The following is a 24,116-nucleotide window of genomic DNA, read 5'->3' as shown; positions in this document are numbered from 1 at the left end:
ACCGGATTCCAGTGGATTAGTTAAGAACAGCGGAAATCAATCATCGCCCCAGGTGCATACCCGGCTTTGAGCTTATTCCGTGCTTTCTTAAAAGCACGGTTTTTTAGTTAGCTCCCGTAAAGCCGGTTACCCACAAGGCGGAGAATGAGCATGCTCATTCTTCGTCTTTTTTTATTACCCATTAAAAGGAGAGATAGACCACCGATGAATCCAAACACGTATAAACGGCTGAACTACGAGATCATTAAACAGAATGTGATGGAATATGCCCTTTCTTATTTGGGAAAAGAACGGATCGAGAATATGGTGCCCATGACCCGGAAAGAGGATATCCGCAGCAGTCTCGACGAGACGGAGCAAGCGAAAAAGCTTCTGGAACAAGGCCGGGGAGCTCCCATTCCCTCCCTTGAAGGCATACGGGACATTCTCGATCTGCTCGGATCGGGCTATGTATTCAGTGAGCGGAATTTTTCCGATATCGGACAGTTTCTGTACAGCTGCACCCAGCTTATCCGCTATATGAGGTCTCACGCGCAAGCCGCTCCGCTGGTAAACATGTACGCGGCCGATATGAACGACCTCCCCGCGCTGCAGGCAGAGATCGAACGGTGTATCCGCAGCGGAGCGATTTTGGATACGGCGAGCAAGGAGCTGGCGAAAATCCGCAAAAAAAAGGCGACCGCCGAAGAACGGCTTAAAAGCAAGCTGGCTTCTCTGGCTAACAGATACCGGTCGATTATGCAGGAAAACCTGATCAGCATGCGGGGAGGACACTATGTGCTGCCGATTAAGAAGGAGCACCGGAAGATGGTAAAGGGGTCGGTACTGGATGAGTCGGCAAGCGGCCAAACCGTGTATATGGAGCCTCACGAGATCGTGGAGCTTCAAAGCCAGCTTTCTTTTCTGCGAAGGGAAGAAGCCGACGAAGAAATGAAAATTTTGAGCGAGCTGACGGCCATGATGGAAGAGAACAGAGACGCTTTCTGCAAAAACGTCGAGCAGGTCGGTATTTATGATTTTTTGTTTGCAAAAGCGAAGTACGGTCTGGAAATCGGGGGGGCGAGCGTAAAATTAAGCGGGGATGGCAGAATCGATCTCCGCGAAGCGCGGCATCCGCTGCTGGGAAACCGGATGGTGCCCCTGCATTTTATCATCGGGGGAGCCTACAATTCCCTGATTATAACCGGGCCCAACACGGGCGGAAAAACGCTCACGCTCAAAACCGTCGGACTTCTGACGCTGATGGCCCAGTCGGGTCTGCTCGTACCTGCCGCGGAAGGGAGTACCTTGGCCGTATTTACGCAAATAGCCGTAGATATCGGAGACGGTCAGAGTCTTGAAAATAACCTCAGCACGTTTTCGGCTCATATCCGAAACATGATGGAGATTCTGGAGAGCGCCGACCGGTCGACACTGGTCCTTATCGACGAAATGGCGACGGGAACCGATCCCGGCGAAGGAGTCGCACTGTCGGTGGCCATCCTGGAAGAGCTTCAGCGGAGGGGAGCGACGGTGGCGGTAACGACCCATTTTAACGAAATCAAAAATTTCGCGGAAGCGGCGGAAGGCTTTGAGAATGCCCGGATGGAGTTTGACCCGGCAACGCTTCAACCCCTCTACCGGCTGCGCATAGGAGAGGCCGGCCGGAGCTATGCGTTTCTGATCGCGCAGAAGCTGGGAATGCCGGCGGGAATTATAGAACGGTCGCGTGAAATCGCGTCGGAGGGAATCGGCAGGATTGCGGATGAAGGGAAGTTTAAGTGAGGGCAAGTGCGTAAACCGTAAACCGTAAACCGTAAACCGTAAACCGTAAACCGTAAACCGTAAACCGTAAACCGTAAACCCAACACAAAAAACGGGACGTCCCGGCAGCTTAAGCTTGCCGGAACGTCCCGTTCGTTATTACACGGGCCCCAAGGCGCCCGTCAGAGCTTTACTGAAATTCTTGGCCGATAAACGCTTCGCGGACCCGGTTCCAGAACGGGAACGGGCGGTAGCGGGCGAATTTCACCTTCAAATTCGGACTTACCCGGCACCGGATCGATTCCACATCGCTGCGCTGCACATACTGGTAATCGAACGCCAGGTAAACCGGGTGCTTCGATTTGGGATAAATGTCGCAGTGGTGATGCATCGGAAGCAGCATCGGCGATCCGAGCGTTCGGTAGACGCGATTGTTGATGGATGCAATCTCTGCTATCTGAATCGCGGCCAGAGACGGATGCACGATGGCGCCGCCCAGACTTTTGTTATAGGCGGTGCTGCCCGACGGAGTGGACACGCAGATGCCGTCTCCGCGGAACATCTCGAACATTTCGTCGTTGATGTCGACCTGGGCGACGAGCGTGTTCTCGATGCCTTTTAACGTGAATTCATTTAAGGCCAGACGCTGCTCGACACCTTGAGAAGAATGAATTTCAATTTCAAGAATAGGGTATTGAACAATGCGCAAGTCCTGATTGATTTCTCCGTTGTGCATAAGCTCTACCAGGTAATCGAGCTGATCGGGTTTCCAGTCGGCAAAGAAACCGAGATGCCCGGTATGAATGCCCACAAAAGAAATACGGTCCAGTTTATCCACAAATTGATGGAAGGCGATCAGCATCGTGCCGTCCCCGCCTATGGATACAACAACCTCGGGTTCCTGCTCGTCGAGCTCCATGCCGTATTGCCCGGCCAGTTCGTGAAAACGGCGGGCCAGACCGGCGGATACATCATCCTGACGCTGCACTAAAAAATATTTCAACACGGTTCCTCCTAAGAAGATGTTTGTTCGCAATAGGTATCAATGAGATTCAATGACGAAAGCGGAACGTCATGAAATTCAATGCCGACGCGATAAGAATCGCTGCTGAAGGGCGTGCTGCTACGAACTTCGCCTGTCAGGAGAAGCGGAGCTTCAACTTCAGGCAAATGGAAGGATAATTCCAACATCAGAGATTCGGTCATCTTGTACGGAGTGATCATAGAAGTGCCGCTCCGGCTGATTTCCAGAAGCTGCCCCTTAAAGGCCTGCGTTTCCCCGGCGGAACGCTGCCGGGCTCCGATCACGCGGCATGTGGCGGTCGTGTGCGGAGGCAGGGGCTTCCTGCAGTGCCTGCGGTTCTGATAGGAGTACAGCTCCTGCGGAGAGACGAGTTTCAGCACGCAGGAGGAGACTCCCGGGTCAAGCTGTACAAGATCGACAAAAGAATAATAGTTGATCCCCTGATCCTGGAAAGAGAATTCGATAAAAGAAATCTGCTCCAGCTTATCAAGCGGATTGGCGAGATCAAAATATACATGTACCGAAAAAAAGTCCAAGCCGGCCTCCCGCAAAAACACGCGGGTTTCCAAGCAAAAGGGCTGACCATCGGCGTTTTCTCCGACAATGATCAGCTTGCATTCCGTTTTCGGCACGAGAATATGTTGGGTCAGCGCATACGTCCAATTCATCATTATCACCATGGTTCCATGCGGCGGCATCCAGATTAGGTACACTCATTCATAACGAACCTTCTTTTCTCATAATAATCAATTACGGCCGATAACACAATGCTTAGACCCTGTAAAGCTTTAACGGAAAAAGCAGGAACGGGAATGCTTATTTGCCCGAAAGCCCGTAAATCGCCATTTTCCGTGCCGCGGGTGAGGTGTTTTAAGATACGAAGAGGCTGCCGGAGCCTGGGCGGAGGGTCACTTTTTGCAAGGCCGATTCATAGGATGAATTGACAGAATATTCTTTCAAACGGGTCGTTTCAGGAAGGAGTGAAGGAGGCGAAGCGAGAATAAAATAAGCAGGGAACCGGCGAAGACCACGAACGCGAGAGGAAAAAGAGCCAGCCATCCGCTGCCGCCGCCCATTCCGAATGTTCCGGCAGGCAGGGTGTTCTCCAGAAGAACTCCGATCGGCCGCATCGGTTTCCAGAGCACGAACACGAGCAGCACGGCAAGTAAACTATGCAGAATGCGGGCTGTCAGAAATGGCGCGTAACGCATGTTCGTCTCGCTCAGGACGCTTACGATCTGGGCATGAACGGATAGCCCTCCCCAGGAAAGAATGAAGGCGGCTGCGGCAGTCTTGAATACGAGCAGGGTCGAATCATCCATGCCCCCGGCCGCTTTGGCGCCTAATGTTACTTCGAAGGTGCCCCCGATCAGCGCATCCGAGAGAGCCGGAGGGAGCTGAAGCACGCTCAGGAACATGCGCAGCAGCCCGGAGAGCATCTGAATGACGCCGCTAAGGGTAAGCATTTCAAGCACGACGGAGAAAAAAACGACGAGGCTGCCCAGCAGGAAGATCAGGTTCAGCGAATTCCGGACCCCTTGGGCCAGCAAAGTGCCGAAGGGCCGCCCGTCCTCCAGCCGTGCTTTGTGCATCGCTTTGAACGCACGGGTCCAGACGGACGAACGACGGTCTGCGGCGGCTCGGGGAGCGGGCGTCGAAGGCGCACCTCTTCCATGGAAGCGCATGAGAAAGCCGACCAGCAGGGCGCTCCCGTAATGGGCGGCCGCAAGCACGGCGGCAAGGGAAGCGTCATGGAAGAAGCCGACGCAGACGGCCCCGATGAGGAAGATGGGATCGGAGCTTGTCGTGAAAGCGACAAGGCGCTCGCCTTCCTCCCGGTTGACGAGCCTGTCTTTCCATAGCTGCGAAGTCAGCTTCGCTCCGACCGGATAGCCGGAGGCAAAGCCCATGGCCATAACGAATCCGCCGATTCCGGGTATACGAAAAACGGGACGCATCATGGGATCGAAAATCATTCCGAAGAAATGGACGATTCCGAATCCGAGAAGCACCTCGGAAATAACGAAGAAAGGGAACAAGGCCGGGAAGAGCACGTCCCACCAGATGGCGACGCCGTGAACCGCTGCCGCAAGACTTTCGCGGGGGTAGGCAACCATAAGCGCGGCGATGCCGATGATCAGTACACACAAAGGAATAAGGGTAAAGACGGAACGCCTTGACATGGGGTTTGTACACCTCCTCCCTAACGTATATGAGCGGCGGGAGGCAAACATGCTTTTTGTAAGCGTATACTTTGTTTTCGAAAACACTGGAAGTTGAACTTAAGTATGGTACAATGGTACTAAACCTGGTTTTTCATCCTGTAACCGTGGGAGTGAAACTTATGGCTGGAGTAATTTCTGGACTGTTGGTATGCTTTTTTGTTTACGTGATAAGGGAAGCCCTTATAAATGCGGCGGAGGACGATCTGGAAGGATATTGAGCCGGGCAGTCAGGTCTGTTCAGTGCAGTATCCGCAGGTTGTTCGGCGCCGACGATAATAGTTGCTAAAGGATGACCGCAGCATGAATATCGATGATTCAACGACAACGCTTTACGAGCGTATGGGCGGGGAGCCTGTCCTGCGCAGGCTGGTGGAAGCCTTCTATCCGAAGGTTCAGGAGAATCCGCTTCTCGGCCCTCTGTTTCCGGAGGATATCCGTCCGGTTATGGAGAAACAGATTCAGTTTCTGACCCAATTTTTCGGCGGACCCATGCTTTACACGATGGAGCACGGACATCCGATGATGCGTGCGCGCCATATGCCTTTTCCCGTTACGATAGAGAGGGCGGATGCCTGGCTGTTCTGTATGCGTGAGGCTGCCCGTGAAATCGGCCTTCCCGATGATTTGGCGGGGATTCTGCTTGCGAGGCTGCAGGCGCCGGCCTACCATTTCGTGAATCAGGAATAAAGGGAGGAATCCGTTTCCGGCAGGAGTATGGTCTTGATTCCCCCGAAAATTTCAAAACGCTTATTGAAACACGCATGCTCTTTTCCGCATGGTACTTCAATAAGCGTTTTGCTGTTCCAGGAGCGAATGCTCCGGAGATTCGGTGCACAGGGTGATCCGGTTCTTGCCCGTATTTTTGGAAATATACAGGGCGCGGTCCGCTTCGTCGATCAGCAGCTGCAAATCGGTGGCGGCATCCGCGGCCGCGGATATGCCGATCGAGACGGTGACAGGCGTAGTCTCGGCATGTTCGAACGGATATGCGGCAACGGCCAGCCGGATCTGTTCGGCGTACGCCCGGAGCTTGACGGGATCGGTTTCCGTGCTCATGAGGATAAATTCTTCGCCTCCGTAACGGGCGATATAATCATGCTCCGCGAGCTCGTTCTTCAGAAGGCGTCCCGTTTCCCGGAGAAGCTGATCCCCGTGCAGGTGACCCCAGCAGTCGTTATACTGCTTGAAATTGTCGATGTCGATCATAAAGATGGAAACCGCACGGAAGCCGAGCGTACGACCCGCTATTTCAAAAAAGCTCCTCAGGTTCGGAAGCCCCGTCAGCAGATCCTGGCTTGCCTTCATTTCGAGCTTGCGCTGAGTCAGCCACTTGGCGTTCTCGTCGTTGCTCATGCCGATCAGGATGCAGACGGAGACAGCCGACACCGCGGACATAAACAGCAGCGGATACGATTCGCTCAGCGCATGCCTTCCCGTATGCACGGCCGCGTAGATGACGACCTGGGTCAGGAACAGGAGCACGCTGATTTTCAAACCGGCCCGGATCGGAATCGGCCTGCTGCCGGTTCTGAATTCGGAACGATGAAAACCCGAACTGAGAACAGCCGGGATAATCAGACTTTGCAGTGTCTGCATCACCCACATGGAATCCTCCGCCGTCAGGAAACAGTAGAGTGTGGGGAGCAGGGTGGAGAACAGGGCGTTGCCGAGCCCGTAGCGCAGTCCCGCCATAACGACCGGAAGGTAGCGCAGGTCTACGGCACCCGTGTCCAGCGAGAGCGGCTGCTGCATCAGCAGAATGCACGCCAGGCCGGTCAGGACAGGTGAAGCTATTTTTTCATAATTTTCAAAAAAATGCATGCGCTGTATTTTCAGCGCCAGATAGCTGAGGGTGACCAGGGTACAAGCAATGGTGAGGGCAACCAGATATTCACTCAAGCGGAACCACTCCTCGTTATTGCAATGGATGGCTCGTCTTACCGTTTTCTGAAAGGCCTGTCCGCGAGCAAATAATCCGTGTCCGTATCCACCAGCGTCACTTTCTCACGGCAGCAGGGAAACACGAGAAGTTTTTTCTTGCCTTCATGAATAGGAAGTAAGTCTTTAGTCCTTAGAGGCAGGAGAACGTTAGATTGGCTGCAGAACGGGCATTCGGCTACATAAATATCTTTCAAAACGGTTTCATAAGGCCATGTATGACTAAAAGGAAGCATCATTTTACTTCTTTTCACTTTCGGAATCCGGTGTGCGGCCCTCATCGGGCTTGGACGAAGCGAGTTCGGCCAGCTTTTGCAGCAGTATGTGCTGAGGCATATGCATCAGGTGTTCAAGCGGTACGCCCAGGTGCTTGGCAAGCTTGACCGCCGTATCCGGAGAAATGTTCAGGGGTTTCATTAGACCTATCCTTTCTTCGGGAAAAATGGTTCTTTTTATCTATTGATAGCATATTTCTTAAGAAGAAGCAATTGGGTGAATAAACGGTCCCTCCTCTTTACTGTATCCTATCGGGGGTCCTCTCACAACAAGACGGAAGACCCTTCTTTTGTTTGAAGGTGGATTATGGTTTAATGTTACCGTAGGTCAATTTGTTCTTTACCCTCTAATCGGAAAGGTGGATTACACATGCATACACCGTTGAATCAGACCTGGGATCTGGACGTTTTTTTTCCGGGCGGCAGCGAATCTCCCCAGTTTGCCTCGTTTCTGAACGACCTGGACGGCGATATCGCCGCATTCCGCGCCAGTCTCGGGAAAGCGTCGTCCCCTCAAACCGCCGGCGATTCGGCTGACTTTAAAGCGCTAATAGATCAATATCAGGGTATCTTAAAACGGATCCGTGAAGCGGATTCATTCGTAGGCTGCCTTGCGGCCGATAATCAGAAGGACAAGAAAGCCGTGCAGCTCGGCGGTAAAGTGAAAACGCTCTATGCCGATTTCCTGGCATCTTTGACCCGTCTTGACCCGGTTATCACGGGAACGCCGGATGACGTCTGGAGCGCTCTGCTTGAGCAGGAAGGCCTCCGCGAGATCGCGTTCTCCCTGAACGAGCGCAGAACCCAGGCGAAAGAGAAGCTTCCGCCTGAGCAGGAAGCTCTGATCAGCGACTTGGCGGTTGACGGCTATCACGGCTGGAACGACCTCTACAACACGACGGTGAGCCAGTTCCGCATGGTGGTGGAAGAGAACGGCGAGCGCCAGGAGCTGTCGGCGGGCCAGGCTTTCAACCGCCTCCATACGCCTGATCTTGCGAAGCGTACCGAGCTCTTCGGCCAGTGGGAAGAAGCATGGGCGGAGAAGGCCGACTTTGCGGCGGAAGCGCTCAACCACATCGCCGGCTTCAGGCTGCAGGTTTACAAACAGCGCGGCTGGGATTCCGTACATAAAGAGCCGCTTGAAATTAACCGCATGAGCAAGCAGACGCTCGATGTAATGTGGGACGTCATTACCCGCAACAAGGGCGTGCTCGTCGATTATCTGAACCGCAAGGCACAACTGCTCGGGCTTGAAAAGCTGGCGTGGGCGGATGTGGACGCCCCTCTGGAAGGCGGAACGAAGACCGTCGGCTACGATGAAGGCGCCAAGCTGATCGTCGACCAGTTCCGCGACTTCAGCCCGAGACTGGCCGATTATGCCGCGCAAGCGTTCGAGAACCGCTGGATCGAAGCGGAAGACCGTGCAGGCAAACGTCCGGGAGGATTCTGTACGTCGTTCCCGCTGGCGAAGCAGACGCGTATTTTCATGACCTACAGCGGAACGCTGAACAACTTGTCCACGCTCGCTCACGAGCTCGGCCACGGCTTCCATCAGTATCTGATGGACGATATGCCGGCGCTGGCCCAGGAGTACGCCATGAATGTGGCGGAGACCGCTTCCACCTTCGCGGAGCTGATCGTGTCCGACGCGGCCGTAAAAGCGGCATCCAGCGACGACGAGCGCATCGTCCTGCTCGAAGATAAAATTCAGCGCGCGGTCGCGTTCTTCATGAACATTCACGCGCGGTTTATTTTCGAAACCAATTTCTATGACGAGCGCCGCAAAGGACTCGTAAGCCCTGACCGTCTGAGCGAGCTGATGGTTCAAGCGCAGAAAGAAGCGTTCAACGACTCGCTCAGCGCTTATCACCCTCATTTCTGGGCGGCGAAACTGCACTTCTACGCAACGGATGTGCCGTTCTACAACTTCCCGTATACGTTCGGCTTCCTGTTCAGCGCGGGCATTTATGCGCGTGCGCTTGAAGAAGGAGCCGCGTTCGAAGACAAATACGCGGCGCTTCTCCGGGATACCGGCAGCATGACGGTGGAAGAGCTGGCCCAAAAGCACCTCGGCGCCGATCTGACCCGGCCGGATTTCTGGCAAAGCGCGGTCGATACCGTCATCGAAGACGTGAACGAATTCATGCGCCTGACGGAAAGCAAAGTGAAATAAGATAAACCCGGTCTTTACGGCAAAAAGAACCTTCAAATCCGCCATTGGTGGAGATGAAGGTTCTTTTTTAGTGACCAGCCCGAACACTTCCCTCGTCTGGATCGTCGCTTCTTCGGCCAGCTTCCTTACCTCCTGCGCCACTACGGCAAATCCCCGTCCCTGTTCTCCCGCTCTTGCCGCTTCGATTGAGGCATTCAGCGACAAAAGGTTCGTTTGTTCGGCTATTTCCGAGATCGCCTTGGTGATTTTGGAGATTCCTGCCGTTTGCTCTGCAAGCGTGCGGATCGTGTCGGAAACGCGCGCCGCAGCTTCGACATTTCTTTGCATGCCCTGTCCCTGAATTTCGACAGCTTCCCGGCCTTTGTCGACGAGCGACAGCATCTGCTCGGAACGCGCATTCATCGTTTGGGTCGATCCTGCAAAGTCGGAAACCTTCTGCTCGATATCTTTGGTGGAGACGGAGATGGTGGAGACTTCCTCCGAAATTTGTCCGGCTCCCGAGGCAAGCTCCTGGGCGGAAACCGTCACCTGCTGCAAAACGTCCTTGAGCTGCAAGTTCTGGGAGTAGATCCTCTGGCTTGTATCGGCGACTTGTTTTGTAATGGCCCCGGTTTCGCCCAAAATGCCGCGCAGCTTATCGGTCATGCTGTTGAAGGAGCGCCCGAGATCGCCAAGAGCATCGTCGGTCGTCGCGTCCACCTTGCGGGAAAAATCTCCCTTGGAGATGTTGAGTGCCGCGCGTGTAAGGTCTGCTACGGGTTCTGTAAGCGTTCTCTCAAACCAGCGTACGAATGGAAAACTTGCGGCCAGCATGACGGCCAGAAAAACAAAGCCGATCCAGCGGTTGGAGCCCGGAAGGAGGAGAAGGAGAAGCAGGGCGGCCGAATAAACGGCGATCAAGCCGTAGCATCCGGTGAGAAGCTTGCTCTTGAAGGAGAGTGACGACCAGCTCTTCATACATAACACTCCTATAGACAGAATAAATTCAAAATGTAACTTATTTCCTGCGGCCATTATATCACCGGCCTTTATAGGGGTCTATAGTTTTATTCGGCGTCCATGAAGTGAGTTGAAAGGCCCATAAAAACAAAAGAAGACATAGGTCTTTAGATTAATTCCCAGTAAATTTTTTGCGAAAAGAAAGCTGTGAAATGTGCCTATTTGACGTATTTTAGCGAGAAAAAGGTTGAAAAAAATAAAAGTAATGTAAAATTTTGTTGTATTAGATCTTAAGACACATTATACTGTGGCTACATACCTAGAACAGCCGCATTAACGCTAGTTTGAAAGGAACATTAAGGGGGAAAATCATGATTATTGAACCGGTTTCATTGGTGCGTCAGGTTGAAATTGTATTTATCGAGCTTCGCCAGGAATTGAGCGAGTTAAATTCGGGAACGGTCTTTTTGCAGATCCGAAACAATGCCATAGGAAAGTTCGGCGTCCGGCATAATCCTCTCGAAGCAAGAGACGGAGTTGTGCAGAAGAGCGGAACGGGGCTCGCGGAATCGCAGTGGCAGGCTTTCCGTCAGCTGGCGCTGGATTCCTTGAAGTATAAGGTGAATTGGACCCACGGAGAAATTACGTTCGATTTTACGCTAAAAAAAGAAACGCTGTATGCCAGCGTCATGTTCGAATCGAACTATAACATGTCCAACCTTATCCGCGGATAAAAGGATGAGAACAAAGCAAAAAGGTGGCTGCTTCGGCCACCTTTTTTGGTCGTGCTTAAGTATGTTTGAATCAGACGATTAACGTCCCAATTTGCCTGCCAGCTGTTGCTCGGCGATTTGAACCAGTCTGCGAGTGATGTGTCCACCGATCGCGCCTGTGTCGCGAGTAGCCATGTAACCGTAGTAACCGTCTTGAGGAATTTGAATGCCCAGTTCTTGAGCGACTTCGTATTTCAGCTGGTCCAAAGCTTGGTTAGCTTGTGGCACAACCAGTGTGTTGCTGCTGCGGGATTGTCCTGCACCCATTGATGTCACCTCCTTCGGTAATGGGTAGTATGAACCGTTTTGTTAAAAATACTCATGCTTTTATAAAAATTTTTAACTTGTCGAAAAGCGCCTGGATAGAGGTGTATAAATAGGTAGAAAAAGTCGAAAGCATCCATGAAATAAAAGATGCGCGTTTCTTTACGAAGGGCGGTAAGGAGGCTTGAGTGAGAGGCGTAACCCCGGCGTTTTGTGATAAACTATAGGCCGGGGATTGGGACAAAGTTTCACAAGCTTGTCCGGAACGACCCCTTTGCATGGAAAGGAAGGGAAGTATGGCCGATAAAAAGTTTTATGTGGTGTGGGTGGGCAGAACCCCGGGAATCTATTCGACTTGGGCCCAGTGCAAGGAGCAAACCGATGCGTTTCCGCAGGCCAAATACAAGTCGTATCCGACGGAGGCCGAGGCGCGGGCCGCTTTTGAACGCGGCTGGCAGAAATCGCTCGATTTCGGTTCGAAGAAAAAGTCCGCGGGAACGGGGGCTTCCGGTAAATCCGAGGCGCCTCCGGAGGTGGATTACGACAGCATTTCCGTCGATGTGGGCTGTTCCGGCAATCCCGGAATCGTGGAATACAAAGGCGTGGATACGAGAACGGGCGAAGTGATTTTTTACAGGGGACCGATTTCCAAAGGAACGAACAACATGGGAGAATTTCTCGCCATCGTTCACGCCCTCGCGTACTTGCAGAAGCAGGGAAGCAGCAAAACCATTTATACCGATTCGATGACGGCCCTTAGCTGGCTCCGCAAAAAAGAGGTAGCCTCCAACCTGGTCAGGGACGCTTCGACCGAAGAAATATGGACCCTGGTAGACCGCGCGCTCCAGTGGGTCCGCACCAACACCTATGCCAATAAAATCGTGAAATGGGATACCAAAAAGTGGGGCGAAATCAAAGCCGATTTCGGCCGTAAATAAGCCAGGCTCTTAGACCGGAACATTCTCCGGGCTGAGAGCTTTTTTTAGTTATGCGCAAAAAGGCCGCCCGGGAAGCTGCGCAAAAGCACCTAAAATTTTCGTTGACGAAAAGAAGGACGTACAGTATGATATGCCTTAATCCAACTGGAATACTTGGATTAAAGAGATTTTTACACAGAAAATGAACAACGGGGGAGATGGAACTATGAAAGGGATACGCAAAGTTGTCCATGTTTTCACTATGATGATTCTCATCGTCGGTCTGGTGGCGGCATGCGGCAAAGCAAACACGGAGACAACTACGGGATCGGCCGCGCAGACACCGGGCGCCTCGCCGGCTGGCGGAGATAAAGCTAATACCCTGGCGGGCAAGAAAGTCGCGCTGATTATGCGTCAGAACCTGGGCACATTCTCGGCTCAGTACGTCGAAGGCGTGAAAGAGCAGGTTACCAAGCTTGGCGGTACGGTAACGGTAATTCCTGCGGACGGCGATTTGACGAAGATGGCTTCCAACCTGGATGCGGCCGTCAACCAGAAATTCGATGGTATTCTACTCGATCACGGAACACCGGATGCCCTTCAGAACGGAATCAACAAAGCCGTGGAGAAGAAAATTCCGATCGTCGCGTTCGATTCCAACGTCAAAGGACCCGGCATCGTGGCCCTGGAGCAGAACGACCAGAAGCTGGCCGAACTGACGCTGGAACAGCTCGGTAAAGACGCTGGCGGCAAGGGCAACATCGTCAAAGTGTGGGTAGCAGGATTCCCTCCGATGGAGAGCCGCCAGATCGCTTACAAAGCATTCTTGGATAAGAACAAAGACATTAAAGAAATCGCGGCGTTCGGCAACGCGCAGAACCCGGCACTGGATACGCAGGCGCAAATGGAAGCGATCTTGAAAAAATATCCGAACAAAGGCGATATTACGGCCGTATGGGCGGCTTGGGACGAGTTCGCCAAAGGAGCGACGCGCGCCATTCAGCAGGCGGGCCGTACGGAAATTAAAGTATACGGCATCGACATGAGCGACGAAGACCTTCAGCTCATTCAGGATGCGAACAGCTCCTGGGTAGCTTCCGCCGCTGTCGATCCGAAAGATATCGGACGCATTCAAGTCCGCTACCTGTATCAGAAGCTTCACGGAGATCAGACTCCGGAGAAAGTCGTCCTGGAGCCGGTGTTCGTCTCCCGAGACGAGCTGCCGAAAGACAAGAAAGTTACGACGGCGGAGCTCAGCCAGTACGTGAAAGGCTGGGGCAACAGCCAGCAGGGTTATACTGACTGGCTCAAAGAAGCCGAGAAACAGTCGGGCAAATAAGAAGAACACGCGAAATCCCATCGGGTTGTTGACGATGGGATTTTGAAAGTTCGGGGAGGAGTACGGTTCACCATGACGACGACTTCACTATCCGTGCTGCGGATGAACGGCATTACGAAAACATTTCCCGGGGTCAAAGCCCTGTCGGAAGTGGATTTTGAAGTAAAAGGCGGCGAAATTCACGGGCTGCTCGGCGCGAACGGCGCGGGTAAAAGCACGCTCATGAAGATACTGTCCGGCGCGTATACGGCCGATGCGGGAACGATCGAAATCGACGGCGCGCCCGTTCCGATTGCGTCTCCCAAGGATGCGATGCGCCAAGGTATTTTCTGCGTGTATCAGGAAGTGGATACCGCACTCGTTCCGGAGCTTACGGTGGCGGAGAACGTGCTGCTGGACAGCGTCGCGCACGGGAGCGCCTGGCTGAGCTGGGGCACCTTGAACCGGGAGGCGGCGAGAATCCTCGATTCGATGGGCTCGGACATCCCGGTGAAGCTGAAGGCGTCGCAACTGACCATCGCGCAGAAGCAGCTCGTGCTTATCGCCCGGGCGGTGGCTCATGCGGCGAAGTGCGTCATTTTCGACGAGCCGACGGCGCCTCTCAGCCTGGACGAATCGGAGCAGCTATTCGCCATTATGGAGCGGCTGAAGGCAAACGGTGTCGGCTGCGTGTTCATCTCGCACCGGCTGGCGGAAGTGACGCGGCTGTGCGACCGGATCACGGTTATGCGGGACGGAAGCCGCGTGCTCACGAAGCCCGCCCGGGATGCAAGCCACGCCGAAATCATTGAAACGATGCTCGGCAAGACGTTCGCCGAGGAGTTTCCCAAGCTGCCGGCGGACCTCGGCGCGGAAGTGCTGGAGGTCCGGGGGCTGCGCCGCGGAACGAAGGTGCGCGGGGTCGATTTCACGCTCCGCGAGGGCGAAATCCTCGGCATCGTGGGCCTGGTCGGCGCCGGCAAAACCGAGCTGAGCCGGCTGCTCTTCGGAGCCGACCGTGCCGACGGCGGCGAAGTCTCCCTGCGCGGCAAACGGCTGCGGCTCCGTGAGCCGGAGGATGCCGTACGCGCAGGCGTGGTGCTTGTGCCGGAGGAGCGGCGCAAGCAGGGGGTGCTTGTGGAGGAATCGGTCCAGCGCAACTTGTCGCTGCCGATTCTCCGGAGCCTGAGCGCCGGCGGATTTGTCCGCAGGCGTGAGGAGCGCGGCCACGCCGAGCGGCTGATCGGCGAGCTCGGGGTGAAGCCGTCTCAGCCGGACCGGCCGGTGAAGCATCTGAGCGGCGGCAACCAGCAGAAGGTGGCCGTAGGCAAGTGGCTGCCGACCGACGCTTCGGTGTACATGTTCGACGAGCCGACGAAGGGTGTGGATGTCGGCGCGAAGAGCGACATTTTCCGGCTGATCGGCCAGCTGGCGCAGGAAGGCAAGGGAGTTATCTACCTGTCCTGCGAAATTGCCGAAATTCTGGGGATCGCCGACCGGATTCTCGTCATGAGCTACGGCCGGATCACCGGCGAGCTCAGCCGCGAGGAAGCGACGGCGGAAGCCATTTTATCTTACGCCAGCGCAGGGGAGGCCGAACACGTTGAAAGATAAAGCACTGGACGTTTCGTTCCGCTACGGGACGCTTGTCGTCATCGCCGCGGTTTTTGTCTTTTTTTCCATTACAAACCCGAACTTCTTAAGCTACGACAATATTTTTGATATTTTGCGTTCCATATCCATTGTCACGTTCGTGGCGATCGGCGTCACTTTGTCGCAGATTGTCGACGGGTTCGACTTGTCTGTCGGTTCTACCGTCTCCATCACGACCGTGGTGGCCGCTTCGCTGATGGTCTGGTACGAGCAGCCCCTGATCGTGGTTCTGCTGGTGCCTCTGGCGATCGGAATCGGAATCGGTCTGCTCAACGCCTTCCTGATTGTGAAGGTGCGCATTCCCGACCTGCTTGCCACGCTGACGGTGATGTATATAATCGCAGGGGCGCACAAAACGTACACCAAAGGCTTCTCGGTCTATAACAACATGCCGATGCCCGACGGCACAACGGCCAAAGGCGTAGTGACGGAGAGCTTCAAATGGCTGGGCCAGGGGAAAATCATCGGCCTGCCGGTTCCCGTCGTCCTGATGATTATCGCGGTAGCGGCCGTCCATATTTTCCTGACGTACACACGCTGGGGCCGTCAGCTGTATATTACGGGCGGCAACCGCGAAGCCGCCAGGTTGTCCGGCATCGGCGTGAACCGCGTGCGGACGGCCGCCTATGTGCTCTCGGGGCTCTTCGCCGCGATAGGGGGCATCCTGTATGCGGCCCGGATCGGCTCGGGCCAGATCGACGCGGGGGCTCCCCTGCTTATGGAAGCGGTGGCGGCCGTGTTCGTGGGCTACTCCGTCCTGGGCGCGGGCAAGCCGAATGTAATCGGCACTTTCTTCGGCGCGGTGCTGATCGGCATTTTGCTGAACGGCCTGACGATGCTGAACGTGCCGTATTACTCCTTCGATATTATCAAAGGAGGCGTGCTTCTTGCGGCGCTTGCCGTTACGTTCGTTCACTTGAACCGTCGGCGCCAATAAGGCGGGCACGGGCAAAAGACCTTGAAGGAAATCCTTCAAGGTCTTTTTTGAAAATCAGACTCTTACAAAATCCGGCGCCGTCCGAAAACGAATCGTTTTATTCGACCGTGGACAGAGTCAGCGTGTAATTTTTTCTCGTATCGACGTTCAGGAAAGCAGGCGTCACTTTAACGAAATAATTTGTTCCGGACGCGCCGCCGTTCAGCGTGACCGAACCGTTACCGCTGGCGGAGGAGTGGTAAACGGGCAGACCGAGCGGGGAAAGCGTATAAAGCGTGATCAGGTAAGGGTAGTTGGCAGGAGACGTGAGAGTAACTTTGTGTACGCTGCCGGCCGGAACTTGATCGGACCACCAGTCTCTGTCGAGCGAACCGCTCAGTTTGCCGTAGTTGGCTCCTTGAGACAACACATTGGCAGTTGTGTAAGTATCGTTAGGCTCGGTTTCGGCGTAAGCGGAAGAAGCTCCTAAGGTCAGCAGTAAAAGAAGTGTGAGAACAACGATTTTTTTCATTAATGACACCTCCAGGGTATAATAAATGCTAGGTTGGCCAACCTCCTTAAAAAATAGCATAAAAAGGTAAAAATGTAAATTTAGTATTTGTAAAAAAGGAAGCTTCCTTGCAGCAAATAAGCATTACATACGAAAAAAACAGTCAACTCCAGCTAACGGCTGAAGCGGACTGCTTTTAAAACGTTCGGATTCTATCAAACTTTCACTCTCCGGGGTTTAGAATGACCGATTGTTAGACAGGATGTATAAGAGGAGAGAAAGCGTCCTGCCTGTTTTACGGCGCCATGGAACAAACAAGCCGGCTAGAGCCTCATGTACAGCAGCCAGCTCAAACTTCCGGCAACCGCCCCTGCCGCCACAGCGACCCAGAACCAGCCGTTGCGCAACATTTGCCGCAAAGACGCTGGAAGTTCCCGCATAAAACCGCCTCCTTTTTCATACTTTTTATCATAATCGCCAGGCAGGGGCCTGTCGCCCGCCAAATTTTTCTGAAAGTTTTGAAATACCGGAACCATCTTCCCGTCAATTCGTTATATAGTAGAGAGAGTTAGAGCGGGCGGAAAGGCCCCGAGTTTTGTGAGGATAGGAGCACACCAGCACATGTTTACCAGACAATATTTTCAAAGCAAAGGTTTTCGGAGAATTTTGATCTTCGCCCTGCTTGCCCTTATTCTTTATGCTATGCAGAGCATGATCAATCTCATTCTGCTTACGTTCATCTTCGCTTTTCTGATGGACCGTATGCAGTCGTTCGTCTCATCCAGGCTGAACCGGTATATGAGAGTGGACCGGCGCTGGATCGTGGCGATTCTGTACGTGGTTATACTGGCGCTGCTGGGGATAGGGATGTACAGGTATTTGCCTGTCGTGGCCGTCCAGGTATCGCAGGTCGTCAGGCAGCTGTATGAATTTTATACCCAGCCGCAGGACAACGAAGTGCTCAGCTATATCATCAACCTCGTTAAACCTTACATTGAACAGACCGAGCTTTCGAAGTATATGAACCAGGGCTTCGGTTTTGTGTTCAAATCGGTGACCGACATCGGAAAAGTGCTGCTGCAGGTTTTCATCGCCCTGCTCCTCAGCTTGTTTTTCCTGCTTGAGAAGCCGAGAATCATCCGTTTTACCGCGAAGTTCAAAGACAGCAAAATCGCGGCGTTTTACGAAGAGGTGGCCTATTTCGGCAGCCGTTTTGTCCACTCTTTCGGTAAGGTGCTGGAAGCCCAGTTCCTCATTGCGCTTGTCAACGGCATTTTGTCCGTCATCGCATTGTGGATTCTCGGTTTTCCTCAGCTGTTCGGCCTCGGCCTGATGATTTTCCTGCTGGGTCTTGTCCCTGTGGCGGGCGTCATCATATCCCTGATTCCGCTCTGTACGATTGCCTACAGCATAGGCGGGATCATGATGGTGGTGTATGTGCTTATTCTGGTCGCTGTCCTTCATGCGCTGGAAGCCTACATGCTGAATCCGAAACTGATGTCGGCCAAAACGAATCTCCCCGTGTTTTATACTTTCATCGTCCTCATTTTCTCCGAGCATTTTATGGGCGTGTGGGGGCTGATTATCGGGATTCCGATCTTTATGTTCCTGCTGGACGTACTGGATGTGACCCGGGAAAAAGAGACCGTTTCTTCTTAAATCAAAAAGAGCAAGCGTCCCTAAGGGATGTTTGCTCTTTTTGGTTTGTTCCCGCCGGCAAAAGGCTCACGGATGGCTGCACGCGATGACCGTTTGAGACACCTTGGCGAGGTTCTTGCACGGGCAGTAGGTCTGCCGGGTGAGACTTACGCCAAGTGTGGCCCGAGACGGATCACCCCCGCAGCGAGAGTGAATGTCGCTTCAGCCGGTTTTCTCCGTGCTCCGCTGCAAGTCCTCCGCAATCAGGTCGGCCGTAAGCTGACCGGATAGTGTCACCATCGGTACGCCGCCGCCCGGATGAGTCGAGCCTCCGACGAAGTAGAGATTGCCGAGCAGCTCGCTCCGGCTCGGAATTTTAAAGCCGCCGTTCAGCTTGCGGTCCGTGGCGACGCCGTATATGGAGCCTCCGTTAGATCCGTAGAGCGATTGAATATCATCGGGTGTGAATGTATATTCGAATTCGATATGTTCCCTAAGTCCCGTCAGGCCCATCCGTTCCAGCTTGTTCAATACAACTTCGCGGTAGGCGTCTTTATGAGAAGCCCAGGTTTCCCCTTCCTTGAGAGGGGGGACATGCGTCAGGACGAACAGATTCTCGCGGCCTTCGGGGGCCTGGGTCGGATCGGACTTGGATGAGATCCCGATGTATACGGTCGGATCGTCCGCCATTCTGCCTTCTTCGAAAATTTGCCGGAATTCTTGGGCCGGATCTTCGGAGAAGAAAAAGTTGTGATGAGCGAGACTTTCGCTGATTTTATCCACCCCGAGCAGGAGAACAAGACCGGAAACCGTCGGCACGTATTTCTCTTTCAGTTTGGTTTCGGTCTGCTTCGCGCCCGTATGCTCGTTAAGCAGGTACCGATGGGCGGGCACGGCTTCCAGGTTGGACACGACGAGATCGGCTTCGACGACTTCACCGTCCGACAGCCGTACACCCGCAGCAAGGGACCCTTCCGTTAAAATTTGAGCAACGGGAGCATCCGTGCGTATCTCGACTCCGAGCTCGCCGCAAAGCTTCTGCATTCCCCGGGCAATATTGTACATGCCGCCTTCCACGTAATAAATGCCGAGCCCGAGCTGGACATAAATAAGCTGGTGCAAAATGGCGGGTGCCTGATAGGGGGAGGAGCCGATATACATAATGAAAAAATTAAACAGCTGCTGCAGATGCTTATCCTTCAGAAATTTGCCGGTCGTCTGATCCATCGATTTCAGAGGATTCATGGCAATAAGATCTTTCAGCGTGTGCAGGCTGCGCATATCGCCGAGACCCGCCAAGCTGCGTTTGTAAAAGCTTTTTTGGGTCAGTTCGTACATGTCCTGACAATATTGGACATAGCTGAGGAAGGAGGAGGCGTCCGCCGGAGACACCTTGCGGATTTCTTCCAAAAGCGCGGGAAGATCGCTCGTTACATCGATTTGGACTCCGTCTTCGAAAAAGGTGCGCCACTGCGGTTCAATCCTCACGAAGGTCATGTAGTCCTCCACCTTGCGTCCCGCGCTGGCAAAAAGCTGCTCCAGCACCCACGGCATCGTTAATATGGAGGGGCCCGTGTCAAACGTATATCCTTGGCCGCTGCGCTGATTCAGCTTGCCTCCGACCCGGGCGCTTTTCTCCAGAACGGTGACCTTGTGCCCGTCGGACGCCAGACGGATCGCGGCGGAAAGACCGCCGAGGCCGCCTCCTATGACTGCAACTTTTTTACTCATGTGTTAACCCTCCATTCGGATATGTAACTGGATTGTGCGTCTACGCACTCGGGGGTGACGGATGGGGAATTCACGGACCGCAGATGATAGTGCATAGACCGTAAACCGCAGACCGCAAACCGTAAACCGTAAACCGTAAACCGTAAACCGTAAACCGTAAACCGTAACCTCCCCGACTTACACTTCTACCCGGCCAAGTTTGTTCATGGGTTTTTCTTGAAAAAGGACGGTATGTTGACAAGGCTTCTCCCGGGTTGTAATTTGTTTGTATAAGGTTTGTCAAAAATAACCGTTACGTATACATACACCGGCAAATTACAGTTGAATCCGGAGGGAGAAGGGAATTCATGCTCTACGGCTCGATCATTGTAATACTCGGCTGGGTGACGGGGTGGTTCCTGCTCTGGAGGACCGGCGTGTGCCGCATCAGTCCGGCGGAGAGGAAGAGTCCGTCCGGCGGCCGGCACGTGTCGGTCATCGTGCCCGCGCGCAACGAGGAGGGGCGCCTCCCTCCGCTGCTGGCGTCACTCGCGGCGCAGAGCGTTCCACCCGGCGAGATCATCGTCGTCGACGACGGATCCACCGACGGCACAGCCGCGCTTGCCCGCAGGAGCGGGGCCCGCGTGGTAGCTCCGGGCCCGCTGCCGGCCGGCTGGCTCGGCAAGCCGTGGGCGTGCCACCGCGGGACTGAGGCTGCCCGCGGGAGCGTCTTCGTCTTCCTCGATGCGGACATCCGCCTCGAGGAAGACGGGCTGGAGCGCCTGCTCGCCGTGCAGGCGCGAAAGGGCGGGCTGCTGTCGGTGCAGCCGTACCATGAGGTGAAGAGGCCGTACGAGCACTTGTCGGCCTTCTTCAACCTCATCGTGCCGGCTTCGACAGCCGCGTTCACTCCCTTCGGCGACATGGTCGCGCCGAAGGCGTCCTTCGGGCCCTGCATCGTATGCAGCAGGGCCGATTACACCGCCGCCGGAGGCCACTGGGCCGTGCGGGGCGAAGTGCTCGAGAACCTGGCGCTCGGCCGCCGGTTCCAGGCATCGGGCCTGCCGCTCGTCTGCCGGGCGGGCCGCGGTACCGTCGCCTTCCGGATGTATCCGGAAGGCATGGGGTCTCTCGTGCGAGGCTGGAGCAAAAGCTTCGCCTCGGGAGCACGGACGACGGCGCTGCCGGTTTTGCTGGCCGTCGTGCTGTGGCTGGCCGGCGGAGCTTCGGCCGGCATCCGGCTGGGGGAAACGGCCGTCACGGCGGCGATGTCCGTCAGCCGGTCCGCTGCCGATTCGGCCGCCAAGCCCGTCTCGTCCGTCAGCCGGTCCGCTGCCGATTCAGCCGCCAAGCTTGCCTCGTCCGTCAGCCGGTCCGCTGCTGATTCGGCTGCCAAGCCCGCCTCGTCCGTCAGCCGGTCCGCTGCCGATTCGGCCGCCAAGCCCGTCTCGTCCGTCAGCCGGTCCGCTGCCGATTCAGCCGCCAAGCTTGCCTCGTCCGTCAGCCGGTCCGCTGCTGATTCGGCTGCCAAGCCCGCCTCGTCCGTCAGCCGGTCCGCTGCCGATTCGGCCGCCAAGCTTGCCTCGTCCGTCAGCCGGTCCGCTGCCGATTCGGCTGCCAAGCCCGCCTCGTCCGTCACCGAGGCCGTGACGCCGGTTTCCGCAGCGGTGTCTGTCGGGCGGCCAGGTGCGTCAGCCCCGGTCGATGACGTACGGCCTGCGAGTACGGTCGGATTTGCTGTCTCTGCGGCATCGGCCGTGCAGCCCGTCATTCCGAAGACCGGCGCGGGCCAGCCGCTGCTTATTGCGGCGCTGATCTACACCGCTTATGCGCTGCAAATAACGATTTTGCTGCGAAGAACCGGAAATTTTCACTTGCTGACGGGCTTATTGTATCCGGTGCCGTTAATTTTTTTCTTCGGCCTGTTCGGCTGGTCGGCGGTTCTGACCTTTCTAAGAAAACGGGTCTCCTGGAAAGGAAGAGATATTTCCGTAACTAAGAATCGGGGGGCGTCCTGATGCTCATTGTGTTTACGCCGTTATGGACGGTGGTGATCAATACGGCGGCTTGGCTATTTTTTCACCTTCTTATTTCTTATGGGGCTTTCCGGATTCCGGCCGAACATTTTTTGGAGGACCGTGCTTTGTACAGTCAGCGGGGATGGGAGAAAAGCGGGAAGTTTTACGAACGTGTCTTCCGCATCAAGGCGTGGAAAGGACTTCTGCCGGACGGCGGCGACGTTTTCAAGGGCGGATTTGCCAAAAAACATCTGGCGGCCAAAAATCCGGCTTATTTCCGAACGTTTATTGCCGAATCACGCCGGGCCGAGTTTACCCATTACCTGGTGATGCTGCCGGCGCCGCTCTTTTTTCTATGGAATGAGGCGTGGGTGGGCGTTATTATGCTGGTTTATGCCGTACTTGTTAATGTGCCCTGTGTACTTGCCCAGCGCTATAATCGAATCCGCCTGGAGCGGGTTTTGCAGCGGATGAGCGCGTCTGATCAAAATTGGGTGTTGAAAAATGCTAACCACCTGTGATATAATGTGTAATTGTATTGTTAAACCCTCTTTTTTAGTTCCTCTTTTATGAATAACATTCCTCCACCGAATCAAATTCCAACAACCCTAAGAATTTGTTTACCGTGTTACTTGATTCACACTGGCGCGGTCATCGGAGCCGCAAGGATGAAAGAGAGGCAGGGCTTTCATTGTTTTAGGAACACTAATTGGTCATTTCTTTATTCAGAGATCATTAGGAACTAGAAAACAAGGCCGTTTCTTCGAGCCTTCTATATGAGCATACTAACGACATTTTCTATAGAAACGGCAGTGGGTTTCTTTCCGCCATAGTAGCCATGGCACAAGGAAGAAGCAGATGGACACATAACCGCTACAGGCAGTAAAACGAACATAAGAAGAACCCGTCAGCATGGCTGGCGGGTTCTTCTGTTTCTATTTTCTGTTTTTGGGCGTTTTTTCCGCTGCGCTAACTATGCGGAAGAAAGAGAACCCCTGCACTTTTGGCCTTCCGGCAGGAGACATGGTAAAATCGGGTACAAATAATACCGGAGAAAGGAAAAGGAAACACGATGGACCCCAATCCGAAGATGACACGCAGAGCCTTTCTGGCAAAAGGCAGATTTGTGGCAGGCGCTTTGTTGGCAGCCCCTTTTGTTTCCTACGGATACGCGCGGTTTGCCGAGCCGCACTGGATCCGTACCAAGCATGTCCGGCTGGAGCTGGAACGGCTGCCGCAGGCGTTCGATGGCGTACGTGTCGTCCAGTTCAGCGATGTTCACATCGGCCCTTATCTGGCGCCGAAAGACCTTCCGCAGCTGGTGGATAGGATCAACGCGCTCAAGCCGGATTTGCTGTGCTTCACCGGTGATTTGTACGATTACCGCGTGTACGAAGCTCCGGCAGTCAGCCAGGCACTGGCTGCGCTCAAAGCTCCGCTCGGTAAATTCGCGGTGCTTGGCAATCACGATTATTACGGCACTCCCGGCGAGACGGAGAAGGTGCTGAAGCCGGGTGGCTTCGAGCTGCTCACGAACCGGTCCGTCGCGGTCGGCAAAGACCGGTCGCTGATACGGGTGGCCGGCGTTGACGACATGTGGGAAGGCCGCCCGGATTTGAACCGGGCGCTGAAGGGCGCACGCGCAGACGACTTCGTGCTCCTGCTCTCCCATGCGCCGGATTTCGCGGATATCGCGCTGAAGGCACCGGTCGATATGCAGCTGTCCGGGCACAGCCACGGCGGGCAGGTGCGGCTGCCTTTCTACGGCGCGATTACGACGCCGATGTACGGCCGCAAGTACGTCGACGGCTTATACAAACTCGGCGGCGGCAAGCTTCACGTGTATACGAACCGGGGGATAGGGATGACCCTGCACCCCGTGAGGTTCTGGTGCCGGCCGGAACTGACGGTGCTCACGTTAAAAAAGCGTCTGTAACTCCGCTGACTCCCCAAAGGACCGCCAGCAGAACCCCTCAGTAGAATCCCCCCAGTAGAACCTGGAGTAGGCTCCGGCGGAATAGCGTTCATTTTGAACGAATGCGGGCTGACGTCCACTCCATCTTTTCGCACCCACATATAGT

20 protein-coding genes and 2 pseudogenes are annotated in these 24,116 nt (G+C 54.6%); 12 read left to right on the top strand and 10 right to left on the bottom strand.

Annotation, left to right across the window (positions count from 1 at the left end):
• Positions 1–204 precede the first annotated feature (204 nt).
• Positions 205–1,728: pseudogene (locus tag ABC395_RS20895) on the top strand (endonuclease MutS2); the annotation flags it as partial.
• A 205-nt stretch (positions 1,729–1,933) separates the two neighbouring features.
• Here ABC395_RS20895 and ABC395_RS20890 read toward each other — a convergent pair.
• From ABC395_RS20890 to ylbJ, 3 genes are all read right to left on the bottom strand, one after another.
• Positions 1,934–2,746, bottom strand: a complete 813-nt coding sequence (locus ABC395_RS20890) for an NAD kinase (RefSeq protein WP_413005793.1) — start codon at positions 2,744–2,746, stop codon at positions 1,934–1,936.
• 11 nt (positions 2,747–2,757) lie between these two features.
• Complete coding sequence (locus ABC395_RS20885; RefSeq protein WP_413005792.1) at positions 2,758–3,303, bottom strand: PilZ domain-containing protein; 546 nt, start codon at positions 3,301–3,303, stop codon at positions 2,758–2,760.
• A gap of 420 nt (positions 3,304–3,723) precedes the next feature.
• On the bottom strand, positions 3,724–4,950 hold the full coding sequence (ylbJ, locus tag ABC395_RS20880) for a sporulation integral membrane protein YlbJ (RefSeq protein WP_413005791.1): 1,227 nt from the start codon (positions 4,948–4,950) through the stop codon (positions 3,724–3,726).
• A gap of 342 nt (positions 4,951–5,292) precedes the next feature.
• On the opposite strand from ylbJ, the gene ABC395_RS20875 reads away from it, so the two are divergent.
• Entirely contained in the window at positions 5,293–5,679 is a 387-nt protein-coding gene (locus ABC395_RS20875) for a globin domain-containing protein (protein ID WP_413005790.1), read from the top strand.
• Positions 5,680–5,775: 96 nt separating this feature from the next.
• Here the strand turns inward: ABC395_RS20875 and ABC395_RS20870 are convergent, their stop codons facing one another.
• The 3 genes from ABC395_RS20870 to ABC395_RS20860 are packed head-to-tail and all read right to left on the bottom strand — an operon-like array spanning position 5,776 to position 7,347.
• On the bottom strand, positions 5,776–6,891 hold the full coding sequence (locus ABC395_RS20870) for a GGDEF domain-containing protein (protein WP_413005789.1): 1,116 nt from the start codon (positions 6,889–6,891) through the stop codon (positions 5,776–5,778).
• Positions 6,892–6,929: 38 nt separating this feature from the next.
• Positions 6,930–7,166, bottom strand: coding sequence for a hypothetical protein (locus tag ABC395_RS20865; protein ID WP_413006781.1), 237 nt, complete (start codon positions 7,164–7,166; stop codon positions 6,930–6,932).
• Between the two features lie 4 nt (positions 7,167–7,170).
• The gene (locus tag ABC395_RS20860) at positions 7,171–7,347 is read right to left on the bottom strand and encodes a YycC family protein (RefSeq protein WP_413005788.1); all 177 of its coding nucleotides are present in this window, start codon (positions 7,345–7,347) and stop codon (positions 7,171–7,173) included.
• A 228-nt stretch (positions 7,348–7,575) separates the two neighbouring features.
• On the opposite strand from ABC395_RS20860, the gene ABC395_RS20855 reads away from it, so the two are divergent.
• On the top strand, positions 7,576–9,378 hold the full coding sequence (locus tag ABC395_RS20855; protein WP_413005787.1) for a M3 family oligoendopeptidase: 1,803 nt from the start codon (positions 7,576–7,578) through the stop codon (positions 9,376–9,378).
• Between the two features lie 126 nt (positions 9,379–9,504).
• Here ABC395_RS20855 and ABC395_RS20850 read toward each other — a convergent pair.
• Positions 9,505–10,191 (bottom strand): annotated as a pseudogene (locus tag ABC395_RS20850) (methyl-accepting chemotaxis protein); the annotation flags it as partial.
• Between the two features lie 497 nt (positions 10,192–10,688).
• Here ABC395_RS20850 and ABC395_RS20845 point away from each other — a divergent pair.
• Positions 10,689–11,051, top strand: a complete 363-nt coding sequence (locus tag ABC395_RS20845) for an O-methyltransferase (protein WP_413005786.1) — start codon at positions 10,689–10,691, stop codon at positions 11,049–11,051.
• A gap of 78 nt (positions 11,052–11,129) precedes the next feature.
• Here the strand turns inward: ABC395_RS20845 and ABC395_RS20840 are convergent, their stop codons facing one another.
• A complete protein-coding gene (locus ABC395_RS20840; protein WP_009673104.1) occupies positions 11,130–11,357 on the bottom strand; it encodes an alpha/beta-type small acid-soluble spore protein in 228 nt (75 codons plus the stop codon).
• Positions 11,358–11,650: 293 nt separating this feature from the next.
• Here ABC395_RS20840 and rnhA point away from each other — a divergent pair, with 293 nt between their 5' ends.
• The 4 genes from rnhA (at position 11,651) to ABC395_RS20820 (ending at position 16,179) form a co-directional block, all read left to right on the top strand.
• Positions 11,651–12,292, top strand: a complete 642-nt coding sequence (rnhA, locus tag ABC395_RS20835; protein ID WP_413005785.1) for a ribonuclease H — start codon at positions 11,651–11,653, stop codon at positions 12,290–12,292.
• A gap of 205 nt (positions 12,293–12,497) precedes the next feature.
• Entirely contained in the window at positions 12,498–13,610 is a 1,113-nt protein-coding gene (locus ABC395_RS20830) for a sugar ABC transporter substrate-binding protein (protein ID WP_413005784.1), read from the top strand.
• Between the two features lie 72 nt (positions 13,611–13,682).
• Positions 13,683–15,203, top strand: a complete 1,521-nt coding sequence (locus ABC395_RS20825; protein ID WP_413005783.1) for a sugar ABC transporter ATP-binding protein — start codon at positions 13,683–13,685, stop codon at positions 15,201–15,203.
• Positions 15,193–16,179, top strand: a complete 987-nt coding sequence (locus ABC395_RS20820; protein WP_103995923.1) for an ABC transporter permease — start codon at positions 15,193–15,195, stop codon at positions 16,177–16,179. Before ABC395_RS20825 ends, ABC395_RS20820 begins: the two co-directional genes overlap by 11 nt.
• Before the next feature lie 97 nt (positions 16,180–16,276).
• On the opposite strand, the gene ABC395_RS20815 is transcribed toward ABC395_RS20820, so the two are convergent.
• On the bottom strand, positions 16,277–16,690 hold the full coding sequence (locus ABC395_RS20815) for a hypothetical protein (RefSeq protein WP_413005782.1): 414 nt from the start codon (positions 16,688–16,690) through the stop codon (positions 16,277–16,279).
• A 600-nt stretch (positions 16,691–17,290) separates the two neighbouring features.
• Here ABC395_RS20815 and ABC395_RS20810 point away from each other — a divergent pair.
• The gene (locus tag ABC395_RS20810; RefSeq protein ID WP_413005781.1) at positions 17,291–18,328 is read left to right on the top strand and encodes an AI-2E family transporter; all 1,038 of its coding nucleotides are present in this window, start codon (positions 17,291–17,293) and stop codon (positions 18,326–18,328) included.
• A gap of 201 nt (positions 18,329–18,529) precedes the next feature.
• Here the strand turns inward: ABC395_RS20810 and ABC395_RS20805 are convergent, their stop codons facing one another.
• Positions 18,530–20,038 (bottom strand): phytoene desaturase family protein, encoded by a 1,509-nt coding sequence (locus ABC395_RS20805; protein ID WP_413005780.1) that lies wholly within the window; start codon positions 20,036–20,038, stop codon positions 18,530–18,532.
• Between the two features lie 347 nt (positions 20,039–20,385).
• Here ABC395_RS20805 and ABC395_RS20800 point away from each other — a divergent pair, with 347 nt between their 5' ends.
• The 3 genes from ABC395_RS20800 to ABC395_RS20790 all read left to right on the top strand — a co-directional run bounded on the left by ABC395_RS20800 (position 20,386) and on the right by ABC395_RS20790 (position 23,971).
• A complete protein-coding gene (locus tag ABC395_RS20800) occupies positions 20,386–22,035 on the top strand; it encodes a glycosyltransferase (protein WP_413005779.1) in 1,650 nt (549 codons plus the stop codon).
• Positions 22,035–22,556, top strand: coding sequence for a glycosyl-4,4'-diaponeurosporenoate acyltransferase CrtO family protein (locus ABC395_RS20795; RefSeq protein WP_413005778.1), 522 nt, complete (start codon positions 22,035–22,037; stop codon positions 22,554–22,556). Before ABC395_RS20800 ends, ABC395_RS20795 begins: the two co-directional genes overlap by 1 nt.
• A 551-nt stretch (positions 22,557–23,107) precedes the next feature.
• Positions 23,108–23,971, top strand: a complete 864-nt coding sequence (locus tag ABC395_RS20790; protein WP_413005777.1) for a metallophosphoesterase — start codon at positions 23,108–23,110, stop codon at positions 23,969–23,971.
• Positions 23,972–24,116: the final 145 nt, after the last annotated feature.

It is taken from the genome of Paenibacillus canaveralius, assembly GCF_047238265.1.
Taxonomy (GTDB): Bacteria; Bacillota; Bacilli; order Paenibacillales; family NBRC-103111; genus Paenibacillus_F.
Note: the sequence above shows the minus strand (reverse complement) of the source record. Positions and strands in the feature narration are given on the sequence as shown.